The sequence below is a fragment of the Thiothrix fructosivorans genome, assembly GCF_017349355.1.
Lineage (GTDB): Bacteria > Pseudomonadota > Gammaproteobacteria > Thiotrichales > Thiotrichaceae > Thiothrix > Thiothrix fructosivorans.
On record NZ_JAFMPM010000006.1, the window covers coordinates 1,734,341 to 1,758,076 of the forward strand.

18 protein-coding genes, 1 tRNA gene and 1 pseudogene are annotated in these 23,736 nt (G+C 50.5%); 18 read left to right on the forward strand and 2 right to left on the reverse strand.

The window, feature by feature from the left end; translation table 11 throughout:
- Positions 1 to 2 precede the first annotated feature (2 nt).
- The 14 genes and pseudogenes from nuoH (at position 3) to truB (ending at position 14,317) form a co-directional block, all read left to right on the forward strand.
- Positions 3 to 1,073, forward strand: a complete 1,071-nt coding sequence (gene nuoH / locus J1836_RS11850) for an NADH-quinone oxidoreductase subunit NuoH (RefSeq protein ID WP_207251276.1) — start codon at positions 3 to 5, stop codon at positions 1,071 to 1,073.
- A 10-nt stretch (positions 1,074 to 1,083) separates the two neighbouring features.
- Positions 1,084 to 1,575: an NADH-quinone oxidoreductase subunit NuoI gene (nuoI, locus tag J1836_RS11855; protein ID WP_207251277.1), complete on the forward strand. Its 492-nt coding sequence runs from the start codon at positions 1,084 to 1,086 to the stop codon at positions 1,573 to 1,575.
- A 21-nt stretch (positions 1,576 to 1,596) separates the two neighbouring features.
- Positions 1,597 to 2,196, forward strand: a complete 600-nt coding sequence (locus tag J1836_RS11860; RefSeq protein WP_207251278.1) for an NADH-quinone oxidoreductase subunit J — start codon at positions 1,597 to 1,599, stop codon at positions 2,194 to 2,196.
- A complete protein-coding gene (gene nuoK / locus J1836_RS11865) occupies positions 2,193 to 2,498 on the forward strand; it encodes an NADH-quinone oxidoreductase subunit NuoK (RefSeq protein ID WP_207251279.1) in 306 nt (101 codons plus the stop codon). Before J1836_RS11860 ends, nuoK begins: the two co-directional genes overlap by 4 nt.
- Before the next feature lie 3 nt (positions 2,499 to 2,501).
- On the forward strand, positions 2,502 to 4,529 hold the full coding sequence (gene nuoL, locus J1836_RS11870; RefSeq protein ID WP_207251280.1) for an NADH-quinone oxidoreductase subunit L: 2,028 nt from the start codon (positions 2,502 to 2,504) through the stop codon (positions 4,527 to 4,529).
- Between the two features lie 27 nt (positions 4,530 to 4,556).
- Positions 4,557 to 6,098 (forward strand): annotated as a pseudogene (locus J1836_RS11875) (NADH-quinone oxidoreductase subunit M).
- Complete coding sequence (nuoN, locus tag J1836_RS11880) at positions 6,098 to 7,534, forward strand: NADH-quinone oxidoreductase subunit NuoN (protein WP_207251281.1); 1,437 nt, start codon at positions 6,098 to 6,100, stop codon at positions 7,532 to 7,534. The pseudogene J1836_RS11875 and the gene nuoN overlap by 1 nt, the downstream one beginning before the upstream one ends.
- Positions 7,531 to 7,821, forward strand: coding sequence for a DUF2818 family protein (locus J1836_RS11885; RefSeq protein WP_207251282.1), 291 nt, complete (start codon positions 7,531 to 7,533; stop codon positions 7,819 to 7,821). The genes nuoN and J1836_RS11885 overlap by 4 nt, the downstream gene beginning before the upstream one ends.
- 65 nt (positions 7,822 to 7,886) lie before the next feature.
- Positions 7,887 to 7,963 (forward strand) — tRNA-Met (locus J1836_RS11890).
- A 65-nt stretch (positions 7,964 to 8,028) separates the two neighbouring features.
- A complete protein-coding gene (gene rimP, locus J1836_RS11895) occupies positions 8,029 to 8,505 on the forward strand; it encodes a ribosome maturation factor RimP (protein WP_207251283.1) in 477 nt (158 codons plus the stop codon).
- A complete protein-coding gene (gene nusA / locus J1836_RS11900) occupies positions 8,502 to 9,998 on the forward strand; it encodes a transcription termination factor NusA (protein WP_207251284.1) in 1,497 nt (498 codons plus the stop codon). Before rimP ends, nusA begins: the two co-directional genes overlap by 4 nt.
- Before the next feature lie 21 nt (positions 9,999 to 10,019).
- Positions 10,020 to 12,953 (forward strand): translation initiation factor IF-2, encoded by a 2,934-nt coding sequence (gene infB, locus J1836_RS11905; RefSeq protein ID WP_207251285.1) that lies wholly within the window; start codon positions 10,020 to 10,022, stop codon positions 12,951 to 12,953.
- Between the two features lie 3 nt (positions 12,954 to 12,956).
- Positions 12,957 to 13,403 carry a 30S ribosome-binding factor RbfA gene (rbfA, locus tag J1836_RS11910; RefSeq protein WP_207251286.1) on the forward strand — a complete coding sequence of 149 codons (447 nt, stop codon included), beginning with the start codon at positions 12,957 to 12,959 and terminating at the stop codon, positions 13,401 to 13,403.
- A complete protein-coding gene (truB, locus tag J1836_RS11915; protein WP_242632805.1) occupies positions 13,400 to 14,317 on the forward strand; it encodes a tRNA pseudouridine(55) synthase TruB in 918 nt (305 codons plus the stop codon). Before rbfA ends, truB begins: the two co-directional genes overlap by 4 nt.
- Before the next feature lie 14 nt (positions 14,318 to 14,331).
- Here truB and J1836_RS11920 read toward each other — a convergent pair whose 3' ends face one another.
- Together J1836_RS11920 and J1836_RS11925 are read right to left on the reverse strand one after the other, a co-directional pair.
- Positions 14,332 to 15,780: an NAD-dependent succinate-semialdehyde dehydrogenase gene (locus J1836_RS11920; RefSeq protein WP_207251529.1), complete on the reverse strand. Its 1,449-nt coding sequence runs from the start codon at positions 15,778 to 15,780 to the stop codon at positions 14,332 to 14,334.
- Positions 15,780 to 17,879, reverse strand: a complete 2,100-nt coding sequence (locus tag J1836_RS11925; protein ID WP_207251287.1) for a DNA topoisomerase III — start codon at positions 17,877 to 17,879, stop codon at positions 15,780 to 15,782. The genes J1836_RS11920 and J1836_RS11925 overlap by 1 nt, the downstream gene beginning before the upstream one ends.
- Positions 17,880 to 18,123: 244 nt before the next feature.
- Here J1836_RS11925 and J1836_RS11930 point away from each other — a divergent pair, with 244 nt between their 5' ends.
- From J1836_RS11930 to J1836_RS11945, 4 genes are all read left to right on the forward strand, one after another.
- Positions 18,124 to 18,564 carry a hypothetical protein gene (locus J1836_RS11930; RefSeq protein ID WP_207251288.1) on the forward strand — a complete coding sequence of 147 codons (441 nt, stop codon included), beginning with the start codon at positions 18,124 to 18,126 and terminating at the stop codon, positions 18,562 to 18,564.
- Between the two features lie 159 nt (positions 18,565 to 18,723).
- Positions 18,724 to 19,959, forward strand: a complete 1,236-nt coding sequence (locus tag J1836_RS11935) for an OmpA family protein (RefSeq protein WP_207251289.1) — start codon at positions 18,724 to 18,726, stop codon at positions 19,957 to 19,959.
- Between the two features lie 113 nt (positions 19,960 to 20,072).
- Positions 20,073 to 21,695 (forward strand): hypothetical protein, encoded by a 1,623-nt coding sequence (locus J1836_RS11940; protein WP_207251290.1) that lies wholly within the window; start codon positions 20,073 to 20,075, stop codon positions 21,693 to 21,695.
- 190 nt (positions 21,696 to 21,885) lie between these two features.
- Positions 21,886 to 23,712, forward strand: coding sequence for a S8 family serine peptidase (locus J1836_RS11945; RefSeq protein WP_207251291.1), 1,827 nt, complete (start codon positions 21,886 to 21,888; stop codon positions 23,710 to 23,712).
- Positions 23,713 to 23,736 lie beyond the last annotated feature (24 nt).

Below are 23,736 nucleotides of genomic sequence, written 5' to 3' on the forward strand. Positions count from 1 at the left end.
GAATGATGGAAATACTCGCAAATTTCTTCGGCGCATTCCTCCCAGTGTGGATGGTCACGTTGCTGCTCATTCTGATCAAAGTCGTAGCGATTGTGTTGCCACTGATCCTGCTGGTAGCGTATGCGACTTACGCCGAACGCAAAATCATCGGTTTCATGCAGGTGCGCGTAGGGCCAAATCGGGTCGGTTTCAAAGGCTTGTTACAGCCGTTTGCGGATATGTTCAAGCTGATTTTCAAGGAAATTGTTGTTCCTGCGAAATCCAACCGCTTCTTGTTTTTGATTGCGCCATTGTTGGCAATGGGGCCTGCGTTTGCGGCTTGGGCGGTGATTCCGTTCAGTGATGGCATGGTTCTGGCGGATGTGAATGCTGGGCTATTGTTCTTGCTGGCACTGACTTCCTTGGGGATTTACGGGGTCATTATTGCGGGTTGGGCATCGAATTCTAAGTATGCGCAATTGAGTGCAATGCGCCTTGGGGCGCAGATGGTGTCGTATGAAATTGCGATGGGATTCGCGCTGGTTGGGGTGCTGATGGCATCGGGCAGTTTGAATCTGGGCGATATTGTGCGGGCGCAATCGGGTAGCGTGTTTAGCTGGTTTGTGTGGCCGTTGTTTGGTTTGTTCGTGGTGTATTTTATTTCCGGTGTGGCAGAAACCAACCGTGCGCCGTTTGACGTGGCGGAAGGTGAATCTGAGATCGTAGCGGGTTTCCATGTGGAATATTCCGGCATGGCATTCTCGATTTTCTTCCTCGCGGAATACGCCAATATGTGGCTGATTGCCGCGCTGACTTCATTGCTGTTTTTGGGTGGGTGGTTGTCACCGTTCCAAGGGCTGACGTTTTTGACGGATACGCCGGTGATCGGGCTGTTCTTTGGGGATGGTATTCACTGGTTATTGCTGAAGGCATCGTTCTTCATGCTGCTGTTCTTTTGGTTTCGCGCCACGTTCCCGCGTTACCGTTATGACCAAATCATGCGCTTGGGGTGGAAGATTCTGATCCCAGTGACACTGGTGTGGATTTTTGCGGAAGGTCTGGCGATTGCGCTGGGCTGGAAACCGTGGCTGTAAGGAGGCTGATATGAGTTTCAATTGGAAACATTATTTCAAGACATTCAGCCTGCAAGAGTTGCTGCAAGGCATGGGCGTGACGGGAAAATATTTCTTCGAGCGCAAAATCACTATCCAATATCCAGAAGAGAAAACGCCGATTTCCAACCGTTTTCGTGGGCATCACGCACTGCGGCGTTACCCGAATGGTGAAGAACGTTGCATTGCCTGCAAGCTGTGCGAAGCGGTTTGCCCTGCACTGGCAATCACGATTGATTTAGAAGAGCGTCCCGACGGCACACGCCGTACCACGCGCTACGACATAGACATGTTTAAGTGCATTTACTGCGGTTTCTGTGAAGAAGCCTGTCCGGTGGATGCGATTGTGGAAACGAATATTTTCGAGTATCACTTTGAAAATCGTGGTGAAAATATTCAGACCAAAGAGAAACTGCTGGCAATTGGCGATAAGCACGAAGCTGAAATCGCTCAAATGAAAGCAGCCGATGCAGCGTACCGTTAAGGCTTGGGAGATAGTGCAAGCATGATATTCGAGCAGATTATCTTTTACCTGTTTTCCGCCGTATTAATCGCAGCGGCGGTGGGTATGGTGACGGTGCGTAACCCCGTGTATGCGGCGTTGTGCTTGATTCTGAGCTTTTTCACCAGTGCCGCATTGTGGTTGCTGTTGGAGGCGGAATTCCTTGGACTGGTACTGGTGTTAGTGTACGTTGGGGCGGTGATGGTGCTGTTCCTCTTCGTTATTATGATGCTGGATTTGAACACAGACCCGTTGAAAGAAGGTTTTGCGAAGTACGCGCCGGTCGGTTTCGGGGTTGCTGCGGTGATTGCAGTAGAAATGATCATGGTGTTGCAGAGTGCACCCTTCCAGATTGCTGCGCCGACAGTGCCAGCGCCGGAAAACAATACCGAAGCTTTGGGTATGATCTTGTATACCGACTATGTGTACCCGTTTGAAATCGCTGCGGTGATTTTGGTGGTGGCGATTATGGCGGCGATTGTGCTGACCTTGCGGCGTCGCCCTGATTCGCGCAAACAAGACATTAGCCAACAGGTGCAGGTGAAACGTGCAGACCGGGTACGTCTGGTGAAGATGAAATCTGAAACGAAGGAGCAAGCATGATCCCTTTGTCGCATTTCCTGATCGTGGCAGCAGTGCTGTTTGCGATCAGCATCGCTGGCATGATTATCAACCGTAAGAATGTGCTGATTCTATTGATGTGTGTCGAGATGATGTTGCTGGCGGTGAACCTGAACTTCGTGGCGTTTTCCCATTACTTGGGGGATATGGCGGGGCAGGTGTTTGTATTCTTTATCCTGACGGTGGCCGCAGCAGAAGCGGCGATTGGTCTCGCGATTTTGGTGGTTTTGTTCCGTAATCGGCGCACGATCAATGTCGAACAACTTGATGCAATGAGGGGGTAAGCGATGGAAGCGATCTATTTAGCGATTCCGCTTGCGCCGTTGTTCGGGGCGATTGCAGCGGGGCTGTTTGGGAAAAAGATTGGGCGTGCCGGTGCGCATTGGGTCACGATTTTGGGCGTGGCGGTGGCGTTTTTGCTGTCGGTTTATGTTGCTTATGATGTGATGGGCAATGGCAATACGTATAACGGCACGGTATATACGTGGGCAATGATTGCGGACATTCGTTTTGAAGTCGGCTTTATGCTCGATAACCTCAGTACTATGATGCTGCTGGTGGTGACGTTTGTTTCGTTGATGGTGCATATCTATACCGTTGGCTACATGGCGGAAGATCCTGGTTATCAACGATTCTTCAGCTATATTTCCTTGTTTACGTTCTCGATGCTGATGCTGGTTATGAGCAACAACTTTTTGCAGTTGTTCTTTGGCTGGGAAGCGGTGGGTTTGGTCTCGTACTTGTTGATTGGTTTCTGGTTTAAAAAGGAAACCGCCATTTTTGCCAATATGAAGGCGTTTTTGGTGAACCGTGTCGGTGACTTTGGATTTTTGCTGGGTATTGCCGCAATTCTGATGTATTGCGGGACGTTGGATTATGTCCAGACATTTTCTAATATGAATGGCATCTCCGGTGGTGGTATGCCGATTATTTCAGATATTGAGTGGCATGTTCCCACCGTTATTGCGATTTTATTATTCATTGGGGCAATGGGTAAATCGGCACAAGTACCTTTACATGTTTGGTTGCCAGATTCAATGGAAGGGCCTACCCCGATTTCAGCACTGATCCATGCTGCGACGATGGTAACAGCAGGCATTTTCATGGTGGCGCGTATGTCACCGATTTTTGAATTGTCTGAAACCGCCCTGAACTTTATTTTAATCATTGGTGCAACGACCGCGTTCTTTATGGGCTTGATCGGTATTGTGCAGAATGACATTAAGCGTGTCGTGGCGTATTCCACGCTGTCGCAGCTCGGCTATATGACGGTGGCATTGGGTGCGTCGGCGTATTCAGCAGGTGTTTTCCATTTGATGACGCACGCATTCTTTAAGGCGTTGCTGTTCTTGGCGGCGGGTTCAGTCATTATGGCGATGCACCATGAGCAAGACATTCGCAAGATGGGCGGCTTGAAGAAGTACATGCCTATCACGTATTGGACTTCCTTAATCGGCTCGTTGGCATTGATTGGTTTCCCCGGTTTTTCTGGATTCTTCTCTAAAGATTTAATTATTGAAGCGGTACATGAATCCCATTTGTGGGCGTCAGGGTATGCGTATACCTTGGTGTTATTGGGTGTGTTTGTGACGGCATTCTACAGTTTCCGCATGTTCTTCTTGGTATTTCACGGGAAGGAACGTTTTGATTCACACGGTCATGATGATGACGGACACGGTCATGATGCGCATCATGGGCATGGCGGTAAGCCGCACGAGTCGCCGTGGGTGGTGACTGTGCCATTGATGATGTTGGCGATTCCATCGGTATTGGCAGGCTACTTGCTTGACCCAATGGTTGTGGGCGATTTCTTCAACAAAGCTATTTTTGTGAACGATGCTGCTCACAATGTTGAGCGGAGTTTTGGTACGGTGCTGTTACATACGGGTATTGAGGAAATCAGTGCTGGGTATCATGGCGTAGTGGGCTTCATTTTACACGGTTTGATGGCGCCACCGTTTTGGTTGGCGATGTCGGGTTTGGGGCTGGCTTGGTACATTTACCTCAAAGATGATGCGCTGGCGCGTTGGGCGTATGACAAGTTCCGCTGGTTACATACTTTGTTAGATCAGAAATATTACGTGGATGATTTTAATCAGCGGGTATTTGCCAAAGGTTCTATTGGTATAGGTAACGCGCTGTGGTCAGTGGGTGAGCGCTTGATGATTGATGGCTTTATTGTGAATGGTACTGCCAAAGCGGTGGGGTGGTTCTCTGGTTTAGCGCGTCAGGTGCAAACCGGATACTTATACCATTATGCCTTTTCGATGGTGGCAGGCATCCTGTTGATGCTTACTTGGTTTTTGTTCTTCTAGGCCCGTTGGTTTTAGCTAGGAATGCACATGCTTGATTTGCCAATACTAAGTTTTTTAATCTGGCTGCCGATTGTCGGTGGGATGGGTGTCCTGATTGTCGGGGATCGTTCGGGCGCGAAGCAATTTGCGTTAGGGTGTCGCGTTACTGACGTTCTTGATCAGCTTGCCGTTGTATAGCGGCTTTGACTCGACGACGCCTGCCATGCAGTTTGTCGAGTTGATCCCTTGGGTTGAGGCGTTCAATATCAATTACCATCTGGGGATTGATGGTATTTCGATGCCGTTGATTCTGCTGACACCTTTATTACGGTGATCGTGGTGATTGCGGGGTGGGAGGTGATTACCTACCGTGTCTCGCAATACATGGCGGCTTTCTTGATCATGGGTGGGATTGTGAATGGCGTGTTTGCAGCATTGGATGCGATGCTGTTCTACATTTTATTCGAGGCAATGTTGATTCCCTTGTTCTTGATTATCGGTATCTGGGGTGGGGCGCGGCGTGTTTATGCGACCATTAAGTTCTTCCTGTATACCTTCTTCGGCTCAGTCTTCTTGCTGATTAGTTTGATCTACCTGTATCAGCTAGGGGGGAGTTTTGCGGTCGCTGATTTGCACAAATTACCGATTGAGAAAACTCCACAAATCCTTATTTTCTTATCGTTTTTGCTGGCGTTTGGGGTGAAAGTGCCCATGTGGCCAGTGCATACGTGGTTGCCGGATGCTCACGTGGAAGCCCCGACAGGCGGTTCGGTGGTGCTGGCGGCGATTACCTTGAAGGTAGGGGGCTATGCTTTCTTGCGGTTTGCCCTACCTATCGTGCCGGATGCTGCTGCACAATTGGATTGGTTGGTCATTTTGATGTCGCTGACTGCGGTGGTGTATATCGGTTTTGTTGCCTTGGTGCAGCAGGATATGAAAAAGCTGGTGGCTTATTCCTCGATTGCGCATATGGGGTTTGTCACCTTGGCATTTTTCATGGTGTACAGTATGGCAACCGCTCTAAAAGACCCAGCGGCAATGGGGAGTGCAGTATTAGCACTTCAGGGCGGTATGGTACAGATGGTGTCGCATGGCTTTATTTCTGGTGCGATGTTCTTGTGCATCGGCGTGTTGTATGACCGGATGCACACTCGCGATATTAATGCTTACGGCGGGGTGGCGAATCGGATGCCAACGTTTGCGGCATTGTATGTCTTGTTTGCAATGGCGAACACGGGTTTGCCGGGGACATCAGGATTTGTTGGGGAATTCATGGTTATTTTGGCAAGTTTTAGAGCTAGTCCGTGGATTGCCTTTACGGCAGCAACGACATTGATTGTCGGCGCAGCTTATACTCTGTGGTTGGTGAAGCGCGTGCTCTTCGGTGACGTTAAAAATGCGGAAGTGGCGGAGTTGCACGATATTGGGCGGCGTGAGTTTTGGATGCTGTCAATCTTGGCAGCGGCAGTGCTCTTGCTCGGCTTATGGCCTCAACCCTTAACGGATGTGATGGAAGTGTCAATTGAAAATCTGTTAGCTCATGCCTTGCAGAGCAAATTGTGCATCGGCTTTGCGGGAGGGTGCTTGTAATGAATATTGCCATTGCGATGCCAGAGATTTTTCTGCTGAGTACCATTTGCTTGATTCTGTTGATTGATGTGTTTTTGCGCGAAGACTGTCGGATGGTTTCGTACCTTTTGACTCAAGTAGCGGTGCTGGCAACCGCGTTGCTGGCTTACGGGGCGATGGACGGTAATAAGACTACAGGTCTGAATGGCATGTATGTCAGTGATGACTTGGCAGGTGTTTTGAAAATCAGCATTTTGCTGCTGACTTTCGGTGTGTTTGTCTATGCGCGTAAGTACCTGAAAGATCAAAATATCTGGCAAAGTGAGTTTTTCTTGTTGGCACTGTTTGCTGTATTGGGGATGCTGATCATGGTTTCCGCCAATCATTTGCTGGTGGTCTACCTCGGTTTGGAATTGTTGGCATTGTCGATGTATGCCTTGGTGGCGTTTAATCGCGATGATGGACGCTCATCTGAAGCGGCGATGAAATATTTTGTGCTCGGCGCGGTGGCCTCAGGCTTATTGCTGTACGGTATTTCTATCCTGTATGGCTTAAGCGGCAAGTTGGAGCTGACCGAAGTATTGGCTTACGTTAGTGCGCAAAATGTGTTGGAAAATATTCCTTTGTTGTTTGCGCTGGTGTTCATCGTCGCAGGGATCTCCTTCAAATTTGGGGCAGTGCCGTTTCACATGTGGGTACCGGATGTGTATCAAGGTGCGCCGACTGCCGTGACGATGTTTTTGGGCAGTGTGCCGAAAGTTGCCGCCTTAGCCATGTTGTTGCGTGTACTCGCAGAATCCATGGGCACAGCACAAGCGGGCTGGGCACAGTTGCTGTTGGTATTCGGGTTATTATCCGTGTTTCTCGGTAATTTTGTGGCGATTGCACAACTTAACCTGAAACGCATGTTGGCTTATTCGACGATTGCGCACATGGGGTTTATTTTGTTGGGCGCAATGACTGGTACGACAGACGGGTACAGCGCAGCACTGTTTTACACCATTACGTATGCGATGATGGCAGCAGGCGGCTTTGCTATCCTGATTTTGTTGGGTAGGGAAGGGTTTGAAGCGGAAACGCTGGATGATTTGAAAGGCTTGAATGAGCGTAACCCGTGGTATGCGTTTGTTATGATGGTCTTTTTGTTTTCGATGGCAGGTATTCCACCTACCGTGGGTTTCTATGCCAAGTTGTCGATCATTCAAGCGGTCATGCAAGCGGGTTACTTGTGGCCTGCCGTGTTTATGGTGTTGATGTCGGTGATTGGGGCGTATTACTACCTGCGTGCGATCAAGATGATGTATTTCGATAAACCCGAGCAAGACGCACCCATTAAGGCAGATCTGGATTTTACGGTGTTGATTAGTGTAAATGGCGTGCTCATGGTGCTATTGGGATTATTCCCTAGTGCTTTGATGGGTATTTGTTCGGCAGCAATGGTGACTAGTCATTTATGAGTTTATCGGTATTTCAGTGGGGGTTTATTGCCCTCGCCCTGCTATTAGCGAACCTGCCATGGTTGAGCCAACGGTGTTTCTTGATCTTGCAATGTGACACGAAGTCGATGTGGTTGCGTTTGCTGGAATGGTTTGTGTTGTATTTTGTTGTAGGCGGTATCGCGTTGTTATTGGAACAGCGTGCGATGGGATCTATCCATCCACAAGACTGGGAATTCTATGCAGTGACCTTGGCATTGTTCATGGTATTCGCTTTTCCGGGGTTCATTTACCGTCATGTCCGTTAATTTCACGTTTTGTTTCGATAAAGCTTGCAAGGCTCAAACCTTTGCTTTATAGTTCGTCCCTCTGATGCGGGGTGGAGCAGTCTGGCAGCTCGTCGGGCTCATAACCCGAAGGTCGCAGGTTCAAATCCTGCCCCCGCTACCAAATACAAGAAGGCCCCTTAAGGGCCTTTTTTATTATGTGCTACCCAGGAAGGTACTAAAGACGTAATGCAAGAAAGACTTGATACGCTGATCACCACCACCGTCACTGGTCTCGGTTATGATTTATGGGGATATGAGTATCGCCCTCAAACAGAAAGCGCGTTACTACGTGTTTTTATCGATTCAGACCAAGGCATTACCGTAGACGATTGTGGACGTGTCAGTAATCAGTTGGGTGCATCGCTCGACGTAGACGACCTGATTCCTGTAGCCTATATTCTTGAAGTGTCTTCACCGGGTATTGACCGGGTATTATTCATTCCTGCGCACTATGCTCTTTATGTGGGCAAACACATTAAAGTGCGCACTCGCCTCCCCGTGGAAAAACGCCGTAACTTCGTTGGTAAGTTACAAGCGGTTAACGATGCTCACATCGTGATGGAGGTGGAAGGTACTGTATATGAAATTCCCTACGAAATTATTGATCGTGGGCGAGTCGTTTTGGACATTCGACCTCAGCGCAAGGGCGGTAAACACGCATGAATAAAGAAATTCTCTACGTTGTCGATGCAGTTTCCAATGAAAAAAATGTCAGCAAGGAATTAATTTTCCAAGCAGTGGAAACCGCATTAGCAATGGCTACCCGTAAGCGTTACGGCATGGGTATGGATGCGCGTGTCTCCGTTAATCGTCAAACCGGCGATTATGAGACATACCGTCGTTGGAAGGTCGTCGATGATGAAGACCCTGAATTTGAAAGCCCAGAACGTCAAATTCTGGAGAGCTACGCCACTGCGCGTGGTTTGACTGTGGCGATTGGTGATTACGTCGAGGAGTCCATCCCCTCTGTTGATTTTGGACGGATTGCGGCGCAAACGGCTAAGCAAGTTATCGTTGCCAAGGTGCGTGAAGCGGAGCGTGAAAAGGTCGTTTCTGCTTACCGCGACCGTGTGGGTCATTTGATCATGGGCGTGGTGAAACGTGCTGACCGCAAAGGTATCGTGTTGGATCTCGGTGAAAATGCCGAAGCATTCATCCCCCGTGAAGAAATGGTGCCCGGTGAAATGTTGCACGTCGGTGCACGGGTGCGCGGTTACTTGAAAGAAATCTATCAAGACATGCGTGGTCCGCAAATCATTGTGAGCCGCTCCGATGTCAACTTCCTCATTGAGTTGATGAAGTTGGAAGTGCCTGAAGTTAGTCAGGAAATGATTGATATTATGGGTGCTGCCCGTGATGCCGGTTCACGCGCTAAAGTTGCCGTTCGTGCCAACTTGCCTAACATTGATCCGATTGGTGCTTGCGTGGGGATGCGTGGTTCGCGTATTCAGACCGTAACCAACGAATTGGGCGGCAAAGAGCGTGTTGATATCGTATTATGGAACGAAGACATTGCCACTTACGTGATGAACGCGATGGCACCCGCCGAAGTGCTTTCCATCGTTGTTGACGAGGAAAGTAAGAGCATGGACATCGGCGTTGACGGTGAGAAACTCTCACAAGCCATCGGTCGTGGCGGTCAGAATGTGCGCCTTGCCAGCGAGTTGACTGGCTGGACACTCAATGTGATGAGCGTTGAAGAAGCTGAAGCTAAAACACAGGCAGAACAACAATCCTTAGTCAGTTTGTTCATGGAAAAACTGGATGTGGATGAAGAAGTTGCGGTGATTTTGGTCGAAGAGGGCTTTACCAATTTAGAAGAAGTCGCTTACGTCCCCATTGAAGAATTCATGGCGATTGAAGGCTTCGACGAAACGATTATTAATGAATTGCGTGACCGCGCCCAAACGGCGTTGCTGTCTCAAGCGATTTCTCAGGATACCCGCTTGCCAGCGGCAGATCTCCTGCATATGGAGGGCATGGATGATACCTTGGCCTTCAAGTTGGCAACACAAGGCATTTGCACGATGGAAGATTTAGCCGAGCAATCTGTGGACGAACTCATGGAATTGGCTGGTATTGATGAGGCTCGTGCAGCCAGTTTGATCATGAAAGCTCGTGAACCGTGGTTCGCGGACGATAAAGCAGAAGCGTAATTCTGCGGGAGTAAGGAATAAATGTCGGACATAGCAGTCAAAAAACTTGCCGAGATGATCAATGCCCCCGTTGAAGTTCTGCTCAAGCAGTTACAGGATGCAGGTATTCAGGTTAGCGGCCCCGATGCGTGGATTACGGATGCACAAAAGTTCACGTTGTTAGCACATATTCGCCAAGGCACAACCACGACGACGAATAGCGGAAATAAAATTACGTTGAAACGTCGTTCTACCAGTGAAATGACCGTCGGTGCAGGTGGGCCACGCGGTAAAACGGTGAGTGTCGAAGTCAGACACAAAAAAACGTTTGCAACGGGTGGGCAATCCCATGAACCGAGTCATGACGCTGCGCCTGCATCCCCAGTGGCGGCGGCTGGTGCGCGTGTTAGTCGTACCGAGGAATTAGCGCGTCAGTTATCGGCTGAGCGTCAAGCGCGTGAAGCAGCTATCCATAAAACGGAACAGGATCGTCGTCAGCTTGAAGCTAAGCGTATGGAGCAGCGTCAGCCTGCTGAAATCGTTAAAGAAGTGGTTGCCGAACCACCGCAGCAACCTGCCCCTATCGCCCAACCCGTAGTTGAGCCTATTGTCGTTCCCGTTGCCGAAAAAGTTGTGGTAAAAGAGCCTATGGTTGCGCCGCCGCCTGCGCTAGTCAAACCCGTTGCTGCCGTTGTTGCAGCGTCCGTTGTTACGGTTGCACCCGTTGCACCTGTAGTAGCTACCCCAGCAGTTGCCAGCAATGCGATTACGCCCAACGACAATCTCAGTGCTAGAGAGCAGCGCGATGTAGTGGTAGCCGCTGCGCGTGAAGAAGCGGCTTCTGCTTTAAAACGTCGACCGTCTAAATTAAAGCCTAAGCCATCACTTGCACCACGCGAAGTCGTTGATACGCGTGAAGTCGTTGAAACCGTTGAGCCAGAAGTTGAAAAAGTTGTTGTCGTCGCCAGCACTGTAGTGGAAAAATATAGCGAAGCTACACCGTCAGATGACAAGAAAAGCGACAAAAAACCTGCCAAGAGCAAAGTCACCGGGCGTGGTGGTCGTGAAGAATTGCATGTTCCGAGCAGCGGTGGTAATCGTTCTGGTAAAGGTAAAGGCAAAAGCGGTGGTCGCCGTGATGCGTTCAAGCCCGATTCGCGCCAGCAAAACAACAATAACGCTAAGCATGGTTTTGAGAAACCGACAGCACCCGTGGTCAAGGAAATCGAAATTCCCACTACCATCGTCGTTTCCGACTTAGCGCAAAAGTTGGCGATTCGTGCCACTGACATTATCAAAGCGATGATGAAAATGGGCATGATGATGACCATTAACCAAGCCATCGACCAAGATACCGCGATTCTGGTGACAGAAGAGCTGGGTCACAAAGCTAAGCCGATGCAGGAAATGGATGATGCTGCTTTGCTGGCAGTGATGATGGGACAGGATGTGACCGAGTATGCTGTCAAGCCCCGTCCACCCGTTGTGACGATCATGGGTCACGTTGACCACGGTAAAACCTCCTTGCTCGACTATATTCGCAAAACCCGTGTGGCAGCAGGGGAAGCGGGCGGGATTACTCAGCATATCGGTGCTTATCACGTTGATACGGATCACGGCACGGTCACGTTCCTCGATACACCGGGACACGCTGCGTTTACCCAGATGCGCCAACGTGGTGCACGTGTTACCGACATTATTATCTTGATCGTCGCGGCTGACGATGGCGTGATGCCGCAAACCAAAGAAGCCATCAAGCACGCGAAAGCGGCGGGTGTGCCGATGGTGGTTGCCATCAACAAGATCGACAAGCAAGGCGCTGACCCTGATAAAGTATTGAGCGAACTTTCTCAGTATGAAGTCAATACCGAAGCGTGGGGCGGTGATGTTCCGGTCGTACAAATTTCTGCGAAAACCGGTCAGGGTATTGATGCTTTGCTGGAAACCTTATTATTAGTCGCAGAAGTACAAGAACTGACCGCCGCCGTGGATTCGCCAGCGACGGGTCATGTGATCGAAGCCAGTATTGAAAAAGGGCGTGGTGCAGTCGCCACTGTTTTGGTACGTTCTGGTACATTGCGGCGCGGCGACTTGCTGTTATGTGGTGCAGAATATGGTCGTGTGCGTGCCATGTTTGACGAAAACGGTCGCCCCGTGAAAGAAGCTGGGCCGTCGATTCCAGTTGCCGTGCTCGGTTTGTCCGCCGCCCCAGAAGCTGGTGATGAAGTGGTCGTGTTGAACGATGAACGTAAAGCGCGTGAAATTGCGGAATTACGCCGTGAAAAGCAGCGTGATACCCGTTTTGCGGCGCAGCATGTCAGCAAGTCCGAAGATTTCTTCACCCAAGTGAAGGCAAGCGAACGTGCGCAAGTGAATGTACTGATCAAAGCCGATGTACAAGGTAGTGTGGAAGCCTTGCGTAGCGAATTGCTCAGTTTGTCTACGGATGAAGTGGAAGTTCGCATTGTCGCTGCGGGTGTCGGCGGTATTAGTGCCAGTGACGTTGACCATGCCTCGGCTTCAAAAGCCACCATGATTGCATTCAATGTGCGTACCGATGCGACCGCCCGTAAAACGGCAGCCGATAATGGCGTTACCATTCGTTACTACAGCATTATTTACGAAGTTATTGATGATATTAAGTCCGTCATGAGTGGCTTGTTGTCGCCGGAAGTGCGCGAAGTCTTCGTTGGTTTGGCAGAAGTACGCGAAGTCTTCCGTTCCTCCGAACTGGGTCAAGTGGCGGGTTGCTTGGTGGTCGATGGTGCAATGCGCCGTAGCCTGCCGATTCGCGTCTTGCGTGACAATGTGGTGATTTTCAACGGTGAGTTGGAATCCTTACGTCGTCACCGTGATGACGTGAAAGAAGTTCACATGGGGACAGAGTGCGGTATTGCGGTCAAAGACTACAATGACGTGCGCAAGGGCGATAGCATCGAATGTTATGAAAAGATTGAAGTGGCAAGGAAGATCTAAGCGATGCCCCAACATTCACGCCCTCAAGGCTTCGCCCGTGCCGATCGGGTTGGCGAGCAAATCCGCCGTGATGTAGCCATGCTGATTCGCGATCGGGTGAAGGATCCGCGCGTTGGTATGATTACGGTGCTGGATGTAGAAGTCTCCAAAGACTTCGCCCATGCCAAGATTTGGTTCGATGCGCTGCAAGCCGATCAAGGTCTGGAAGCGCAAGAAGCCCTGAATCACGCTGCCGGTTTCCTGCGCCGTGAACTGGGGCATTTGCTGAAATTGCGCATGACTCCGGCATTGCACTTCTTCTACGACGATACCCAATCACGCGGTAATGCGCTGTCGGCGCTGATTAGCAAAGCGATTGCATCTGACCGTCACGCCGATGAAGAAGAAGCTGAAGAAGTCGATAATGTTGATGAGGGTGCTGCTAGCCCTAAAGGCGCGGCTGAATCTTGAGCCGTCGCCGCTTTCGTAAACTCGACGGTATTTTGTTGCTGGATAAAGGTTTAGGCGCATCCAGCAATAAAGTGTTGCAAGATGCACGTTTCCTATTCCTCGCCGAAAAAGCGGGGCATACGGGCAGTCTTGATCCGCTTGCGTCGGGCATGTTACCCGTTTGTTTTGGCGAAGCCACCAAGGTTTCTGCCTTCCTGCTCGATTCCGATAAGCGTTATATCACCACTGCAACACTGGGGTATGTGAGCACCACTGGCGATGCTGAAGGTGAAAAGTTCAATCCGCGCCCGATTCCAGCGTTTAGCGATGCTGATTTGGAAGCGGTATTAACGCAATTTCGCGGCAATATCAGTCAAATTCCACCGATGTATTCCGCGTTGAAAAAAGATGGGCAACCGCTCTATAAACTGGCGCGTCAAGGTATCGAAGTGGAACGCGCTGCCCGTGACCTCACCATCCATTCCCTGACCGTTTTAGCACGTACCAACAATACGCTCACGCTGGACGTGGTGTGTAGCAAAGGCACGTATATCCGCACATTAGTTGAAGACATTGGCGAACAGCTCGGCTGTGGCGCGTATGTTTCCATGCTGCGGCGCGAATCGGTCGAGCCATTTGGCGCATTCCGCATGTACACGCTGGATGAGTTACGCGCTTTGGCGGAACAAGGTCTGGAAGCGCTGGATGCGGTGTTATTGCCTTTGGATAGCGCGTTGCCGCATTTGCCCTCTATTACTGTCGAAGAAGCGATCATTATCCGCTTGCGCCAAGGGCAAAAGGTACGCACTGACCACGACGATGCTGAATTGCTGCGTATTTACAGCGAATTTGGCGAATTCATTGGCTTGTGTGAGTCGCTGCGCGGGGTACTGATTCCTCGGCGGCTGCTGGCATATACCAGCACCCACTTGTAAGGTTATTGCAGACCTCAAAGCCCCATGTGCAGGTATTTCACTTCCAGATATTCCTCAATGCCGTATTTCGAGCCTTCCCGCCCTAAGCCTGAGCTTTTCTGACCGCCAAATGGCGCGACTTCGGTAGAAATTGCCCCGCTATTAATGCCTACCATGCCATATTCTAAGGCTTCAGAAACGCGCCAAACGCGCCCAATATCACGCGAATACAGGTAAGCTGCAAGGCCATATTCGGTGTCATTCGCCATCTGAATTGCTTCCTCTTCCGTTTCAAACTTGAATAACGGCGCAACAGGGCCGAAGATTTCCTCTTTTGCCACACGCATACTCGGCAATACATTGGTTAATACGGTTGGCGTGTAGAACGTGCCGCCTAATTCATGTCGCCGTCCGCCACCTACAATTTTTGCACCACATTGCACCGCATCTGCTACCAATGCTTCGACTTTGCAGAGAGCTGCTTCATCAATTAAAGGGCCTTGCGTTACGTCGGTTTCTGTTCCGTGTCCAACCTTGAGCTTGGCAACAGCCTGCGCGAGCTTTTCGGCAAATGCGTCGTAGACACTGGCTTGTACTAAAAAGCGATTGGTACAGACGCAAGTTTGCCCGGCATTCCGGTATTTAGAGGCGACTGCACCGGCTACCGCTGCATCGAGATCGGCATCGTCAAACACGATAAACGGCGCATTGCCACCCAGTTCCAACGAGAGTTTTTTCAGGGTTGGGGCGCATTGCTGCATCAATAAGCGACCCACAGCGGTCGAGCCAGTGAAACTGAGTTTGCGCACTTTATCACTGGCGGTTAACTCGCCACCAATCACTTGCGGCTCACCCGTGATCACGCTGAAAATACCCGCTGGAATGCCCGCTTGTTCCGCCAGCACTGCCAAAGCAAGCGCTGACAATGGCGTTTGTTCCGCCGGTTTGACGACCATTGCACAACCTGCCGCTAATGCTGGAGCGGCTTTTCGGGTAATCATGGCGGCAGGAAAATTCCACGGTGTAATCGCCGCGCATACCCCAACGGGTTCTTTGATGACCACAATCCGGCTATTGGGAAAAGGTGAGGGAATGACATCGCCGTAAGTGCGCTTACCTTCTTCCGCAAACCATTGGATGAAGGCGGCGGCATACGCAATTTCACCGCGTGCTTCTGCCAGCGGTTTGCCTTGTTCAGCGGTCATGAGTTGCGCCAAATCTTCCTGATTGTCCAGCATGAGCTGATACCAAACCTGTAAGATTTTAGAGCGTTCGGCAGCAGTTCGTTTGCGCCATGCACGTTGCGCCAGCACAGCGCCGTCAATCGCAGCGCGGGTTTGCACGGCACTGCAACGTGGAACGGTGGCAATAATTGCGCCCGTTGCAGGGTTGGTGACGGTTAGGGTGCTGCCATCTTCCGCCGCGACCCATGCACCGTTTAGGTAAGCGTGTGAGCGGAGTAGGGCAGGATTCTTTAAAAGCATCATGTTGCATTACCTCGGCGAATATTCACAATGGTTGTACAGGTGGGATAGCCGCTGCATCCCCAAAAAACGCCGTATTTTCCGGCGCGTTTCACCATCGCTTTGCCGCAAGCGGGGCAGGTTTTACGCTCTGGTGGCGCGTCATCAACAGCAATGGGTACGGCAGCAGGAACAGTAGCCATTTTTTTCGGTTGAAAGTCAGCTAAAGCGGCGGGGTTAATACCCGTGCCCGCTTTGGCGCGTTCTAGCACTTTGAGCAGCCAAGTTTGCTGTTTTTCCATGAACTGTTCCAGCGACATTTCACCATTGGCAACGGCTTCGAGGGCTTGTTCCCACGCGGCGGTGAGGGCTGGGTCTTTGACAGCATTCGGTAACATGCTAATCAGTGCCATGCCTTTGGGCGTTGCCCGCAGTTGTTTCTTTTTGCCTTCGCGTTCGAGCAGTTTGCGGGTTAGCAGCGTTTCGATGATCGCGGCACGGGTGGCTTCCGTACCAATGCCAGCATTTTCTTTGAGGATGGCTTTGAGTTTGGGATTTTCGACCGCTTTGGCAACGCTTTTCATGGCTTGAATCAACGTGCCTTCGGTGTAAGGCGCGGGCGGTTTGGTCTGGCGTTGCACGAGTTCGGTCGTGTCGATAAGTACGCTATCGCCCACGGTGAGTTTGGGTAATGCTTGCGTTTCTTCAGGCGTTTTGGCGTTTTTTTCTGGCGTGTCAGCCGTTGGAATCGGGGTATTATCGCCCGGTTCTTGGTAAGCCACTTTCCAGCCCATGACCCGATCGACGCGCCCTGAGGTACGAAAGATATACCCTTGGCAATCGAGTTCGATCACGCTTTGGTCGTATTCGTAGGCAGGGAAAAATTGTGCCAGATAGCGTTTACGAATTAGGTCGTAGATGTAAAATTCAGCCTCCGACAAGCGTTCAATGCTGCCTTGTGCGGCAGTGGGAATAATGCCGTGATGAGCCGTGATTTTTTTATCATCCCACGCTTTGCTTTTGCGCTTGGGGTCAGCTTGTGCCACTAAGGGCGCTAAGTTGCGGTCGATGTGCGTTAGTGCACTGAATACGTTGGCAGCATCGGCATGTTGTGAAACGGGTAAGTAGCCGCAATCGGTACGTGGGTAGGTGGTCAGTTTGTGGGTTTCGTATAAGGCTTGTGCCACGTCCAGCACTTGCTTGGCACTCATTCCCCAGCGGCGTGAGGCTTCGACTTGCAAGCCGGAAAGTTCGTAGGGCAATGGTGCATTCTGGCGTTTGCGTTCGGTATCGCAGCGTAGCACCGTCGCGTTTTGTCCTTGGCAAGTGCTGGCAACGTGTTGCGCTAGCGCGTTGTCGATGCACCGCCCTTCGCTGTCCACACCCTCTTTGCCTTTGGGGGCAACCCAGTTGGCTTTGAACGATTGCGGTGTTTCGGGAGGTAAACATGCTGCGATGACATCCCAGTAATCCACTGGCACAAAGTGTTTAATCTGTTCATCGCGGTCAGCCACCAAGCGTAAAGTAGGGGTTTGCACGCGCCCCACGCTCAATGCGCCACCGTTTGCACCGAGTTTCCCACTGTATTGCGCTGCCAAAGTGTAAGCACGGCTCAAGTTCATGCCGACTAGCCAGTCAGCGCGGCTACGGGCGATACCTGCTTGATACAGTTTTTCGGTGGCAGTACCCGGTTTGAGTTGCCCTAAGGCTTTGCGGATGCTGGCATCATCGAGTGCGGACAGCCATAAGCGTGAAATTTGCCCGTGGTAACGGCACAGTTCCATCACTTCGCGGGCAATCATTTCGCCTTCGCGATCCGCATCGGTAGCAATCACCACGTGTTGTGCTTTTGCCAGCAGGGCTTTGATTACTTTGAATTGTTTTGCGCCGGATTTTTTCACATCCAGTTGCCACTCTTGAGGCAGGATGGGCAGGGAAGCAAAATTCCAGCGTTTATATTGTTCACCATAGGCTTCGGGTTCGGCTTGTTCGAGCAAATGCCCAAAGCACCAAGTGACGGTGATGCCCTGACCTTGCAGGTAGCCGTCGCCGCGCCCATTCGCCCCTAACACGCGGGCAATATCGCGTGCTTGGCTGGGTTTTTCACATAAATAAAGCATGATGCTCGTCATTCTGATCTGTCATCGCCAGCATCATAGGCATTTCTACGCCAAGCGGCAAATCTTATGATTAAACAGGTCTTTTATTTTGCGGGTGTGCCTGTTATTCTTCGAGTTAATCTGCTCTACGCCTGTAGGATTAGCAGATTAACCACGTCTAATAATAGTAAAAGCTGTATGCAGCTAGTATCTTTGTTCAATAAGATTTCGTGATTTTGGTTGAACGTGTCAGTTGAGGATATAAATGAGTAAAAAACCTTCCACCGGAAGTTTCGATATTATTCTGGATATGGAACATATCGGCAGTCGGGATAATCTGTGTCTGTCGTTTGGCGCAGGTTTGTTTAGAAAGCTAGGCTGGGGTTCGGGCGATTGGCTATCCTTCGACACCAGTGAAACGGGAAAAATTGCGTTTAAGCAAGTAGACGAGCCATCTGAAACCACGTTTAATATCAGAAAACTTAAATTGCAGTCGGGTTTTTATAAAGTCTGCTTTTATTCACCGTTATATGTTTTTCCCAAAGCGGTGGAGTTATCCAAGGAAAAAGCCTTATTTAATGCAACGACTTGGACATTGACCTTATTGATTCCTGATGAATATCGGTTTGTTGAGCCAGTTATCATCGAACCGATCAAACGTTGCTTAACCATTGATGATATTGCTGCCGCCTTTAGTAAATTATAAGAGTCAATGTGGATCAACACTGAGCCTTCGCAAAACCCTAAACCGACCGATCAGCGGGAAAAATTATCCGTCTAATAAGCATTTTTAAAACTTAATTGGTAATTAATGCTACTACACTAGATGTTGGATATTTTACAACGATAACCAAAGGATCGTGTTATGGATAAAAAACGCTCGTGCTGTTGCGGTGAATTGCCTGCCATGTGGTGGTGGTTGCTGACATTTCTGGGGTTGCCCCTGCTATTTTTCCTGATGACGGCTGCGCGTCAGGGTGTGGTTGAAAAAGATTTAACGACTCGTAGTTCAGCGGCATTAAAAGCAGCGGGCCTGGATTGGGCAACGGTGAACCTTGAGCAGCGTGGGCGTGATGTGCAGCTTCAAGGCATGGCAGCTTCCGCTCCAGCGCGTGATGCTGCGCTCAAAACCGTACAAAATGTTTATGGTGTGCGCGAGGTGCAAAACCTCATCGAAGTTGCTGCCGCTCCTGCGCAAGAAGAACCTATTCAAGTCGCTGCGCCTGTCGCCAGCACTGAGCCTGTACAAGCATCCGCACCTACTCCGTTGAAAGCGCCCGACTTTTCACTGCAAATGGTGGAAGGCAAGATTGTGCTGCAAGGTGTGATGGGTTCTCAGCAAGAAATTGCTGCTGCCGTAAAAGCCGTGCAGGGCGCTTATGGCACAATGCAAATCGACAATCAAATGCAACTGGCTGATGGTGTTGCGCCCGCTGATTGGTTGAACAGTGTGGCGGGTTTGCTGCCTGCGTTGCAGGGTTTGGAAAATGCTAGCCTGAAAGTTTCCGCCGCCGGTAATAGCATCGGTGGGGATTTGCCATCCGACGCGGACAAAGCCGGATTGTTGGCAAAAGCCCAACAAGTTTTGGGTGCAGGTATTGCGGATCAATTAGCGGTCAAAGCGCCTGTTGCGCCCGAACCAACGCCTATGCCTACACCCGTAGCAGCCGCGCCTACCAAAGTAGAACCAGCCGTCGCCTCTACACCGGAACAGCAAGCGGTAACGAATTGCCAGCAGCAATTGAACGATGCCATGACCGGCAAAACGGTTCTGTTTGAAACCAATCGGTCTGTTATCAAGAAAGATAGCCTTGCGTTGTTGGATTCGCTCGCCAGTATTATTTCCAGTTGTCAGTCAAGCATTGCAGGACGCGGCATTCAAGTAAGTGGACATACCGATAATGTGGGTAACGATACTTACAACCAGAAATTGAGTCAGCAACGTGCTGGTGTGGTGAAAGATTACCTCGTCAAAAAGGGCATTGAGGGTGGTTTGATTACGAGTGTTGGTTTGGGTGAAAGCAAACCGATTGCCTCGAACGATGATGAGGCAGGTCGTTCGCAGAACCGCAGAATTACCTTTGACATCAACCCTCAGTAAAGGAGAACGTTATGATGTATTTATTTTCAGAATTGTTCATGTGGCTCTTGCTGACGTTTATCTTCGGCTTGTTGATGGGTTGGTTTTCACGTTCCGGTAAAGAGGATTAAATCATGACGATGTTTCTGTTACAGGCATTGCTGTGGCTGTTAGTGGCCTTTTTGCTGGGATACGGTATTGGTCGTTTCCTGAAATCACTGTTCTGCCGTCCTACGGTGGTGGATGAGCCAGTGGTGTTGCATCGGCACCGTCCGCTGGATGTGCCTAGACCTAATGCGGATCTGCCTAAGGTGAATATACCAGCGTCAGCGACCGTATTAGGTGGTGTTGCCGCTGCGGCGGGCGCGGTTGCTGTTGCGCGTGATGTGTTCACGGCTAAAGTCGATGCGCCGGATGTTTCGTTGAAGCTGCCGGAAGTTGATGTTCCAGATGTTACGCTGAAAGTGCCAGAGGTCGACTTGCCGGATGTTTCCTTGAAACTGCCAGCAGTTGATGTGCCAGATATAGCGATTGATCTTCCAAAGGTCAACGTTGATGTGCCGTCGTTCGAGCTGAAAGCACCGACACTGGATTTCAGCGGCATTGACCCGCACAAGCCAATCCTCAATCCGCCGGATATGGACATTGATCTCCCTGAGTTCGACGTCGATGTGCCGGATGTTGCGTTGAAATTGCCAGAAGTTTCCTTGAAACTACCCGCAGTTGATTTGCCAGATATGGCGATGGATCTTCCAAAGGTCAACGTTGATGTGCCGTCGTTCGAGCTGAAAGCACCGACACTGGATTTCAGCGGCATTGACCCGCACAAGCCAATCCTCAATCCGCCGGATATGGACATTGATCTCCCTGAGTTCGACGTTGATGTGCCGGATGTTGCGTTGAAATTGCCAGAAGTTTCCTTGAAACTACCCGCAGTCGATTTGCCAGATATGGCGATGGATCTTCCAAAGGTTAACGTTGATGCGCCGTCGTTCGAGCTGAAAGCGCCGACACTGGATTTCAGCGGCATTGACCCGCACAAGCCAATCCTCAATCCGCCGGATATGGACATTGATCTCCCTGAGTTCGACGTCGATGTGCCGGATGTGTCTGTGCAAGCGCCGCCAGTTGATATTGAGGATGGGATCAGTTTTCTGGATATGGCGAAAGCGGTAGTCGTTACGGCTGGTGTAGGTTTGAGTGCCAAAGTTGCATCGGCGATGTCATTTGATGACAAGGCTTTACCTGAGGTTGAAGCCAATTTGCCTGATATTGATGCACCGTCGTTCGAGCTGAAAGCACCAACAATTGACTTTAGTGGCATTGACCCGCACAAGCCGATCCTCAATCCGCCGGATATGGACATTGACCTACCCGATGTGTCGCCAGATACGCACTCACTGACGCTTGATTTGCCGGACATCGACGGTGGTGCTGATTGGTTGCTGCTACTCGTGCGGAATGCAAAAGACGCGTTCCGTGGGCACAACCCGCGTGCGGTGACGCGTTTGTGGAGTCATTCCAGCCAGCATGACTGTTCGGTATTGGATGCCTACGATTCACTCACCTTGCAACCCGCCACCTACGACAAACTCGGCTCTAGCCATTGCGGTGCGCCGCGAGCAGGCTTTGTTGCTGTTGGTGGGGATGTGAGCAATATTGAGGTTGGCTCAGGTGTTCTATTCCACTACTGCAATATCGTGGTGTGCCGTGACGCTGACGATAATCACTACTTTATCCGTGTAGTGGTTGCTTAAATCTCATTTCTCCAAACCTGCCCGGTGCTGTTATGCAGTGCCGGGTACGGCTTCTTAACGTTACGCTGAACCCATCACTACCTTTTATCAGTTGGGGATTGTATTTCATCGGTTATCTGTCAATATTGCCTTTATATAAAAAATAATAATTAGCGAACAGGGCATTACAATAAAATTGAGATAAAAACCGATGTTAACCCCTAAACGTCTTCATCTATGTGCATTAGTGTTGGCTATTTCTGCTGCTGTGTCTGCTCAAACCGTAGCGGCGAACGTGCCCGATGCGCCACCCTCTACTAAAAATCCGGTTGCGTTGCCCCCACAAACACAGCCCGATACCGATCAGTTGATTATTCGTTTCCGTGATAATGCAAGCCCTGTCGTTGTCGATAAAGCGTTGTCTCGTCTGCGTACTGAGAAAAGTGAAAAATTTGCTTACGCCAAAACCACGCCTGATAAAGCGGATGTTTTTCGTTTCGAGAAGCGTAAAAAGAAAGCCGATTGGGACAAGTTATCCACTTGGCTGAAGCAGTTACCGGAAGTCGAATACGTCGAGCCGGACTATATTCTGAACCGTATGGCTGTGCCTGCGCCAGTCGTACCGAATGATCCTTATCTGAATTATCAATGGTCATTGTTGGATGCCATCAGTGGTATTCACGCTGATCAAGCATGGGGTTACACCGCTGGTCGGGGTAGCGTCGTGGCTATCGTCGATACCGGTGTCTTGCCGCATGTGGATTTATTGCCGAATCTGTTAGCAGGTTACGACATGATTGCGGATACGGTGACAGGAAATGATGGCAACGGGCGCGACAGTGATGCGACGGATGCAGGTGATTACGTGCTGGCAGGCGAATGTGGCAGCACGACGACCATCAATAGCAGTTGGCATGGTACACACGTAGCAGGCACGATTGCGGCTGCTGGTAACAATGCCGAAGGTGTTGCAGGTGTCGCTTATGCCGCTAAGGCATTGCCGGTACGAGTGTTGGGCAAGTGCGGTGGCTATACCTCTGACATTGCTGCGGGTGTTATTTGGGCGGCAGGCGGCACGGTATCCGGTGCACCTGTGAACCCGAATCCGGCGCGGGTTATTAACCTGAGTTTGGGTGGCGCATCCGCCTGCGGTTCAACCATGCAGAATGCCATCAATACAGCGCGTGGCAAAAATGCCGTGGTCGTGGTGGCGGCAGGCAATAGCAATACCGATGCCAGCCAATTTTCACCCGCCAACTGTGCCGGTGTTGTGACGGTAGCTGCGACCGGCAAAAATGGCGGACGGGCTTACTATTCCAACTACGGCAATGTCGTCGATTTAGCCGCGCCGGGTGGTTCGATGAATACCGGCGCAACAGACGGTATCGTTTCCACCCTAAATACGGGTACGCAAACGGCGCTTGCCGACACTTACAAGTATTATCAAGGCACGAGCATGGCAACGCCCCACGTATCAGGTGTGGTGGCACTCATGCTATCAGCCAATCCCGCCCTGACACCGGATCAGGTGGAAAGTCTGCTGAAGTCGAGTGTGCGAACCTTCCCGCAACCTTGTGCCAGTTGTGGCACGGGTTTGTTGGATGCCGCTGCCGCCGTGCAAGCAGCCGTTAATTTTACCGCGCCCGTTGACCCTTACGCGGTGTTGCTGAGTGATTTGAAGAAAAACCGCGATCTGTGGCGTGCACAAAACCTCTTGAATTACACCTATGTGTTGGAACAGAAAACCGGCACGAGTGCGGCATTGCGTTTAAAGCTGACCGTTAAAGCCGGTGTATTGACGGCAGGCATGAATCTGGCAACCAATAAAGCCTTGTCTTCCAGAGACTTGAAAGCCAAAGGTAAAACGGTTGAGCAGTTGTTTACTCAAGTCGAAACCGCGATTAGTAGCAGGTACACCACGGTCAAAACGACGTATGACACTGCATTCGGCTACCCACTGGATAGTTTCTTGGATAAAAGCACCAGCGTGACTGGTGATGATGTGAGCTTGAAAGCCTCCAGTCTCACCAAGCTATAAGCCACTACTAAACCGTAAGAGAGG

What these genes read in the sequence shown, in the direction of transcription:
- nuoH (WP_207251276.1), top strand. Translation starts at nt 3, where the DNA reads ATGATGGAAATACTCGCAAATTTCTTCGGCGCATTCCTCCCAGTGTGG.
- nuoI (WP_207251277.1), top strand. Translation starts at nt 1,084, where the DNA reads ATGAGTTTCAATTGGAAACATTATTTCAAGACATTCAGCCTGCAAGAG.
- J1836_RS11860 (WP_207251278.1), top strand. Translation starts at nt 1,597, where the DNA reads ATGATATTCGAGCAGATTATCTTTTACCTGTTTTCCGCCGTATTAATC.
- nuoK (WP_207251279.1), top strand. Translation starts at nt 2,193, where the DNA reads ATGATCCCTTTGTCGCATTTCCTGATCGTGGCAGCAGTGCTGTTTGCG.
- nuoL (WP_207251280.1), top strand. Translation starts at nt 2,502, where the DNA reads ATGGAAGCGATCTATTTAGCGATTCCGCTTGCGCCGTTGTTCGGGGCG.
- nuoN (WP_207251281.1), top strand. Translation starts at nt 6,098, where the DNA reads ATGAATATTGCCATTGCGATGCCAGAGATTTTTCTGCTGAGTACCATT.
- J1836_RS11885 (WP_207251282.1), top strand. Translation starts at nt 7,531, where the DNA reads ATGAGTTTATCGGTATTTCAGTGGGGGTTTATTGCCCTCGCCCTGCTA.
- rimP (WP_207251283.1), top strand. Translation starts at nt 8,029, where the DNA reads ATGCAAGAAAGACTTGATACGCTGATCACCACCACCGTCACTGGTCTC.
- nusA (WP_207251284.1), top strand. Translation starts at nt 8,502, where the DNA reads ATGAATAAAGAAATTCTCTACGTTGTCGATGCAGTTTCCAATGAAAAA.
- infB (WP_207251285.1), top strand. Translation starts at nt 10,020, where the DNA reads ATGTCGGACATAGCAGTCAAAAAACTTGCCGAGATGATCAATGCCCCC.
- rbfA (WP_207251286.1), top strand. Translation starts at nt 12,957, where the DNA reads ATGCCCCAACATTCACGCCCTCAAGGCTTCGCCCGTGCCGATCGGGTT.
- J1836_RS11920 (WP_207251529.1), bottom strand. Translation starts at nt 15,780, where the DNA reads ATGCTTTTAAAGAATCCTGCCCTACTCCGCTCACACGCTTACCTAAAC.
- J1836_RS11925 (WP_207251287.1), bottom strand. Translation starts at nt 17,879, where the DNA reads ATGCTTTATTTATGTGAAAAACCCAGCCAAGCACGCGATATTGCCCGC.
- J1836_RS11930 (WP_207251288.1), top strand. Translation starts at nt 18,124, where the DNA reads ATGAGTAAAAAACCTTCCACCGGAAGTTTCGATATTATTCTGGATATG.
- J1836_RS11935 (WP_207251289.1), top strand. Translation starts at nt 18,724, where the DNA reads ATGGATAAAAAACGCTCGTGCTGTTGCGGTGAATTGCCTGCCATGTGG.
- J1836_RS11940 (WP_207251290.1), top strand. Translation starts at nt 20,073, where the DNA reads ATGACGATGTTTCTGTTACAGGCATTGCTGTGGCTGTTAGTGGCCTTT.
- J1836_RS11945 (WP_207251291.1), top strand. Translation starts at nt 21,886, where the DNA reads ATGTTAACCCCTAAACGTCTTCATCTATGTGCATTAGTGTTGGCTATT.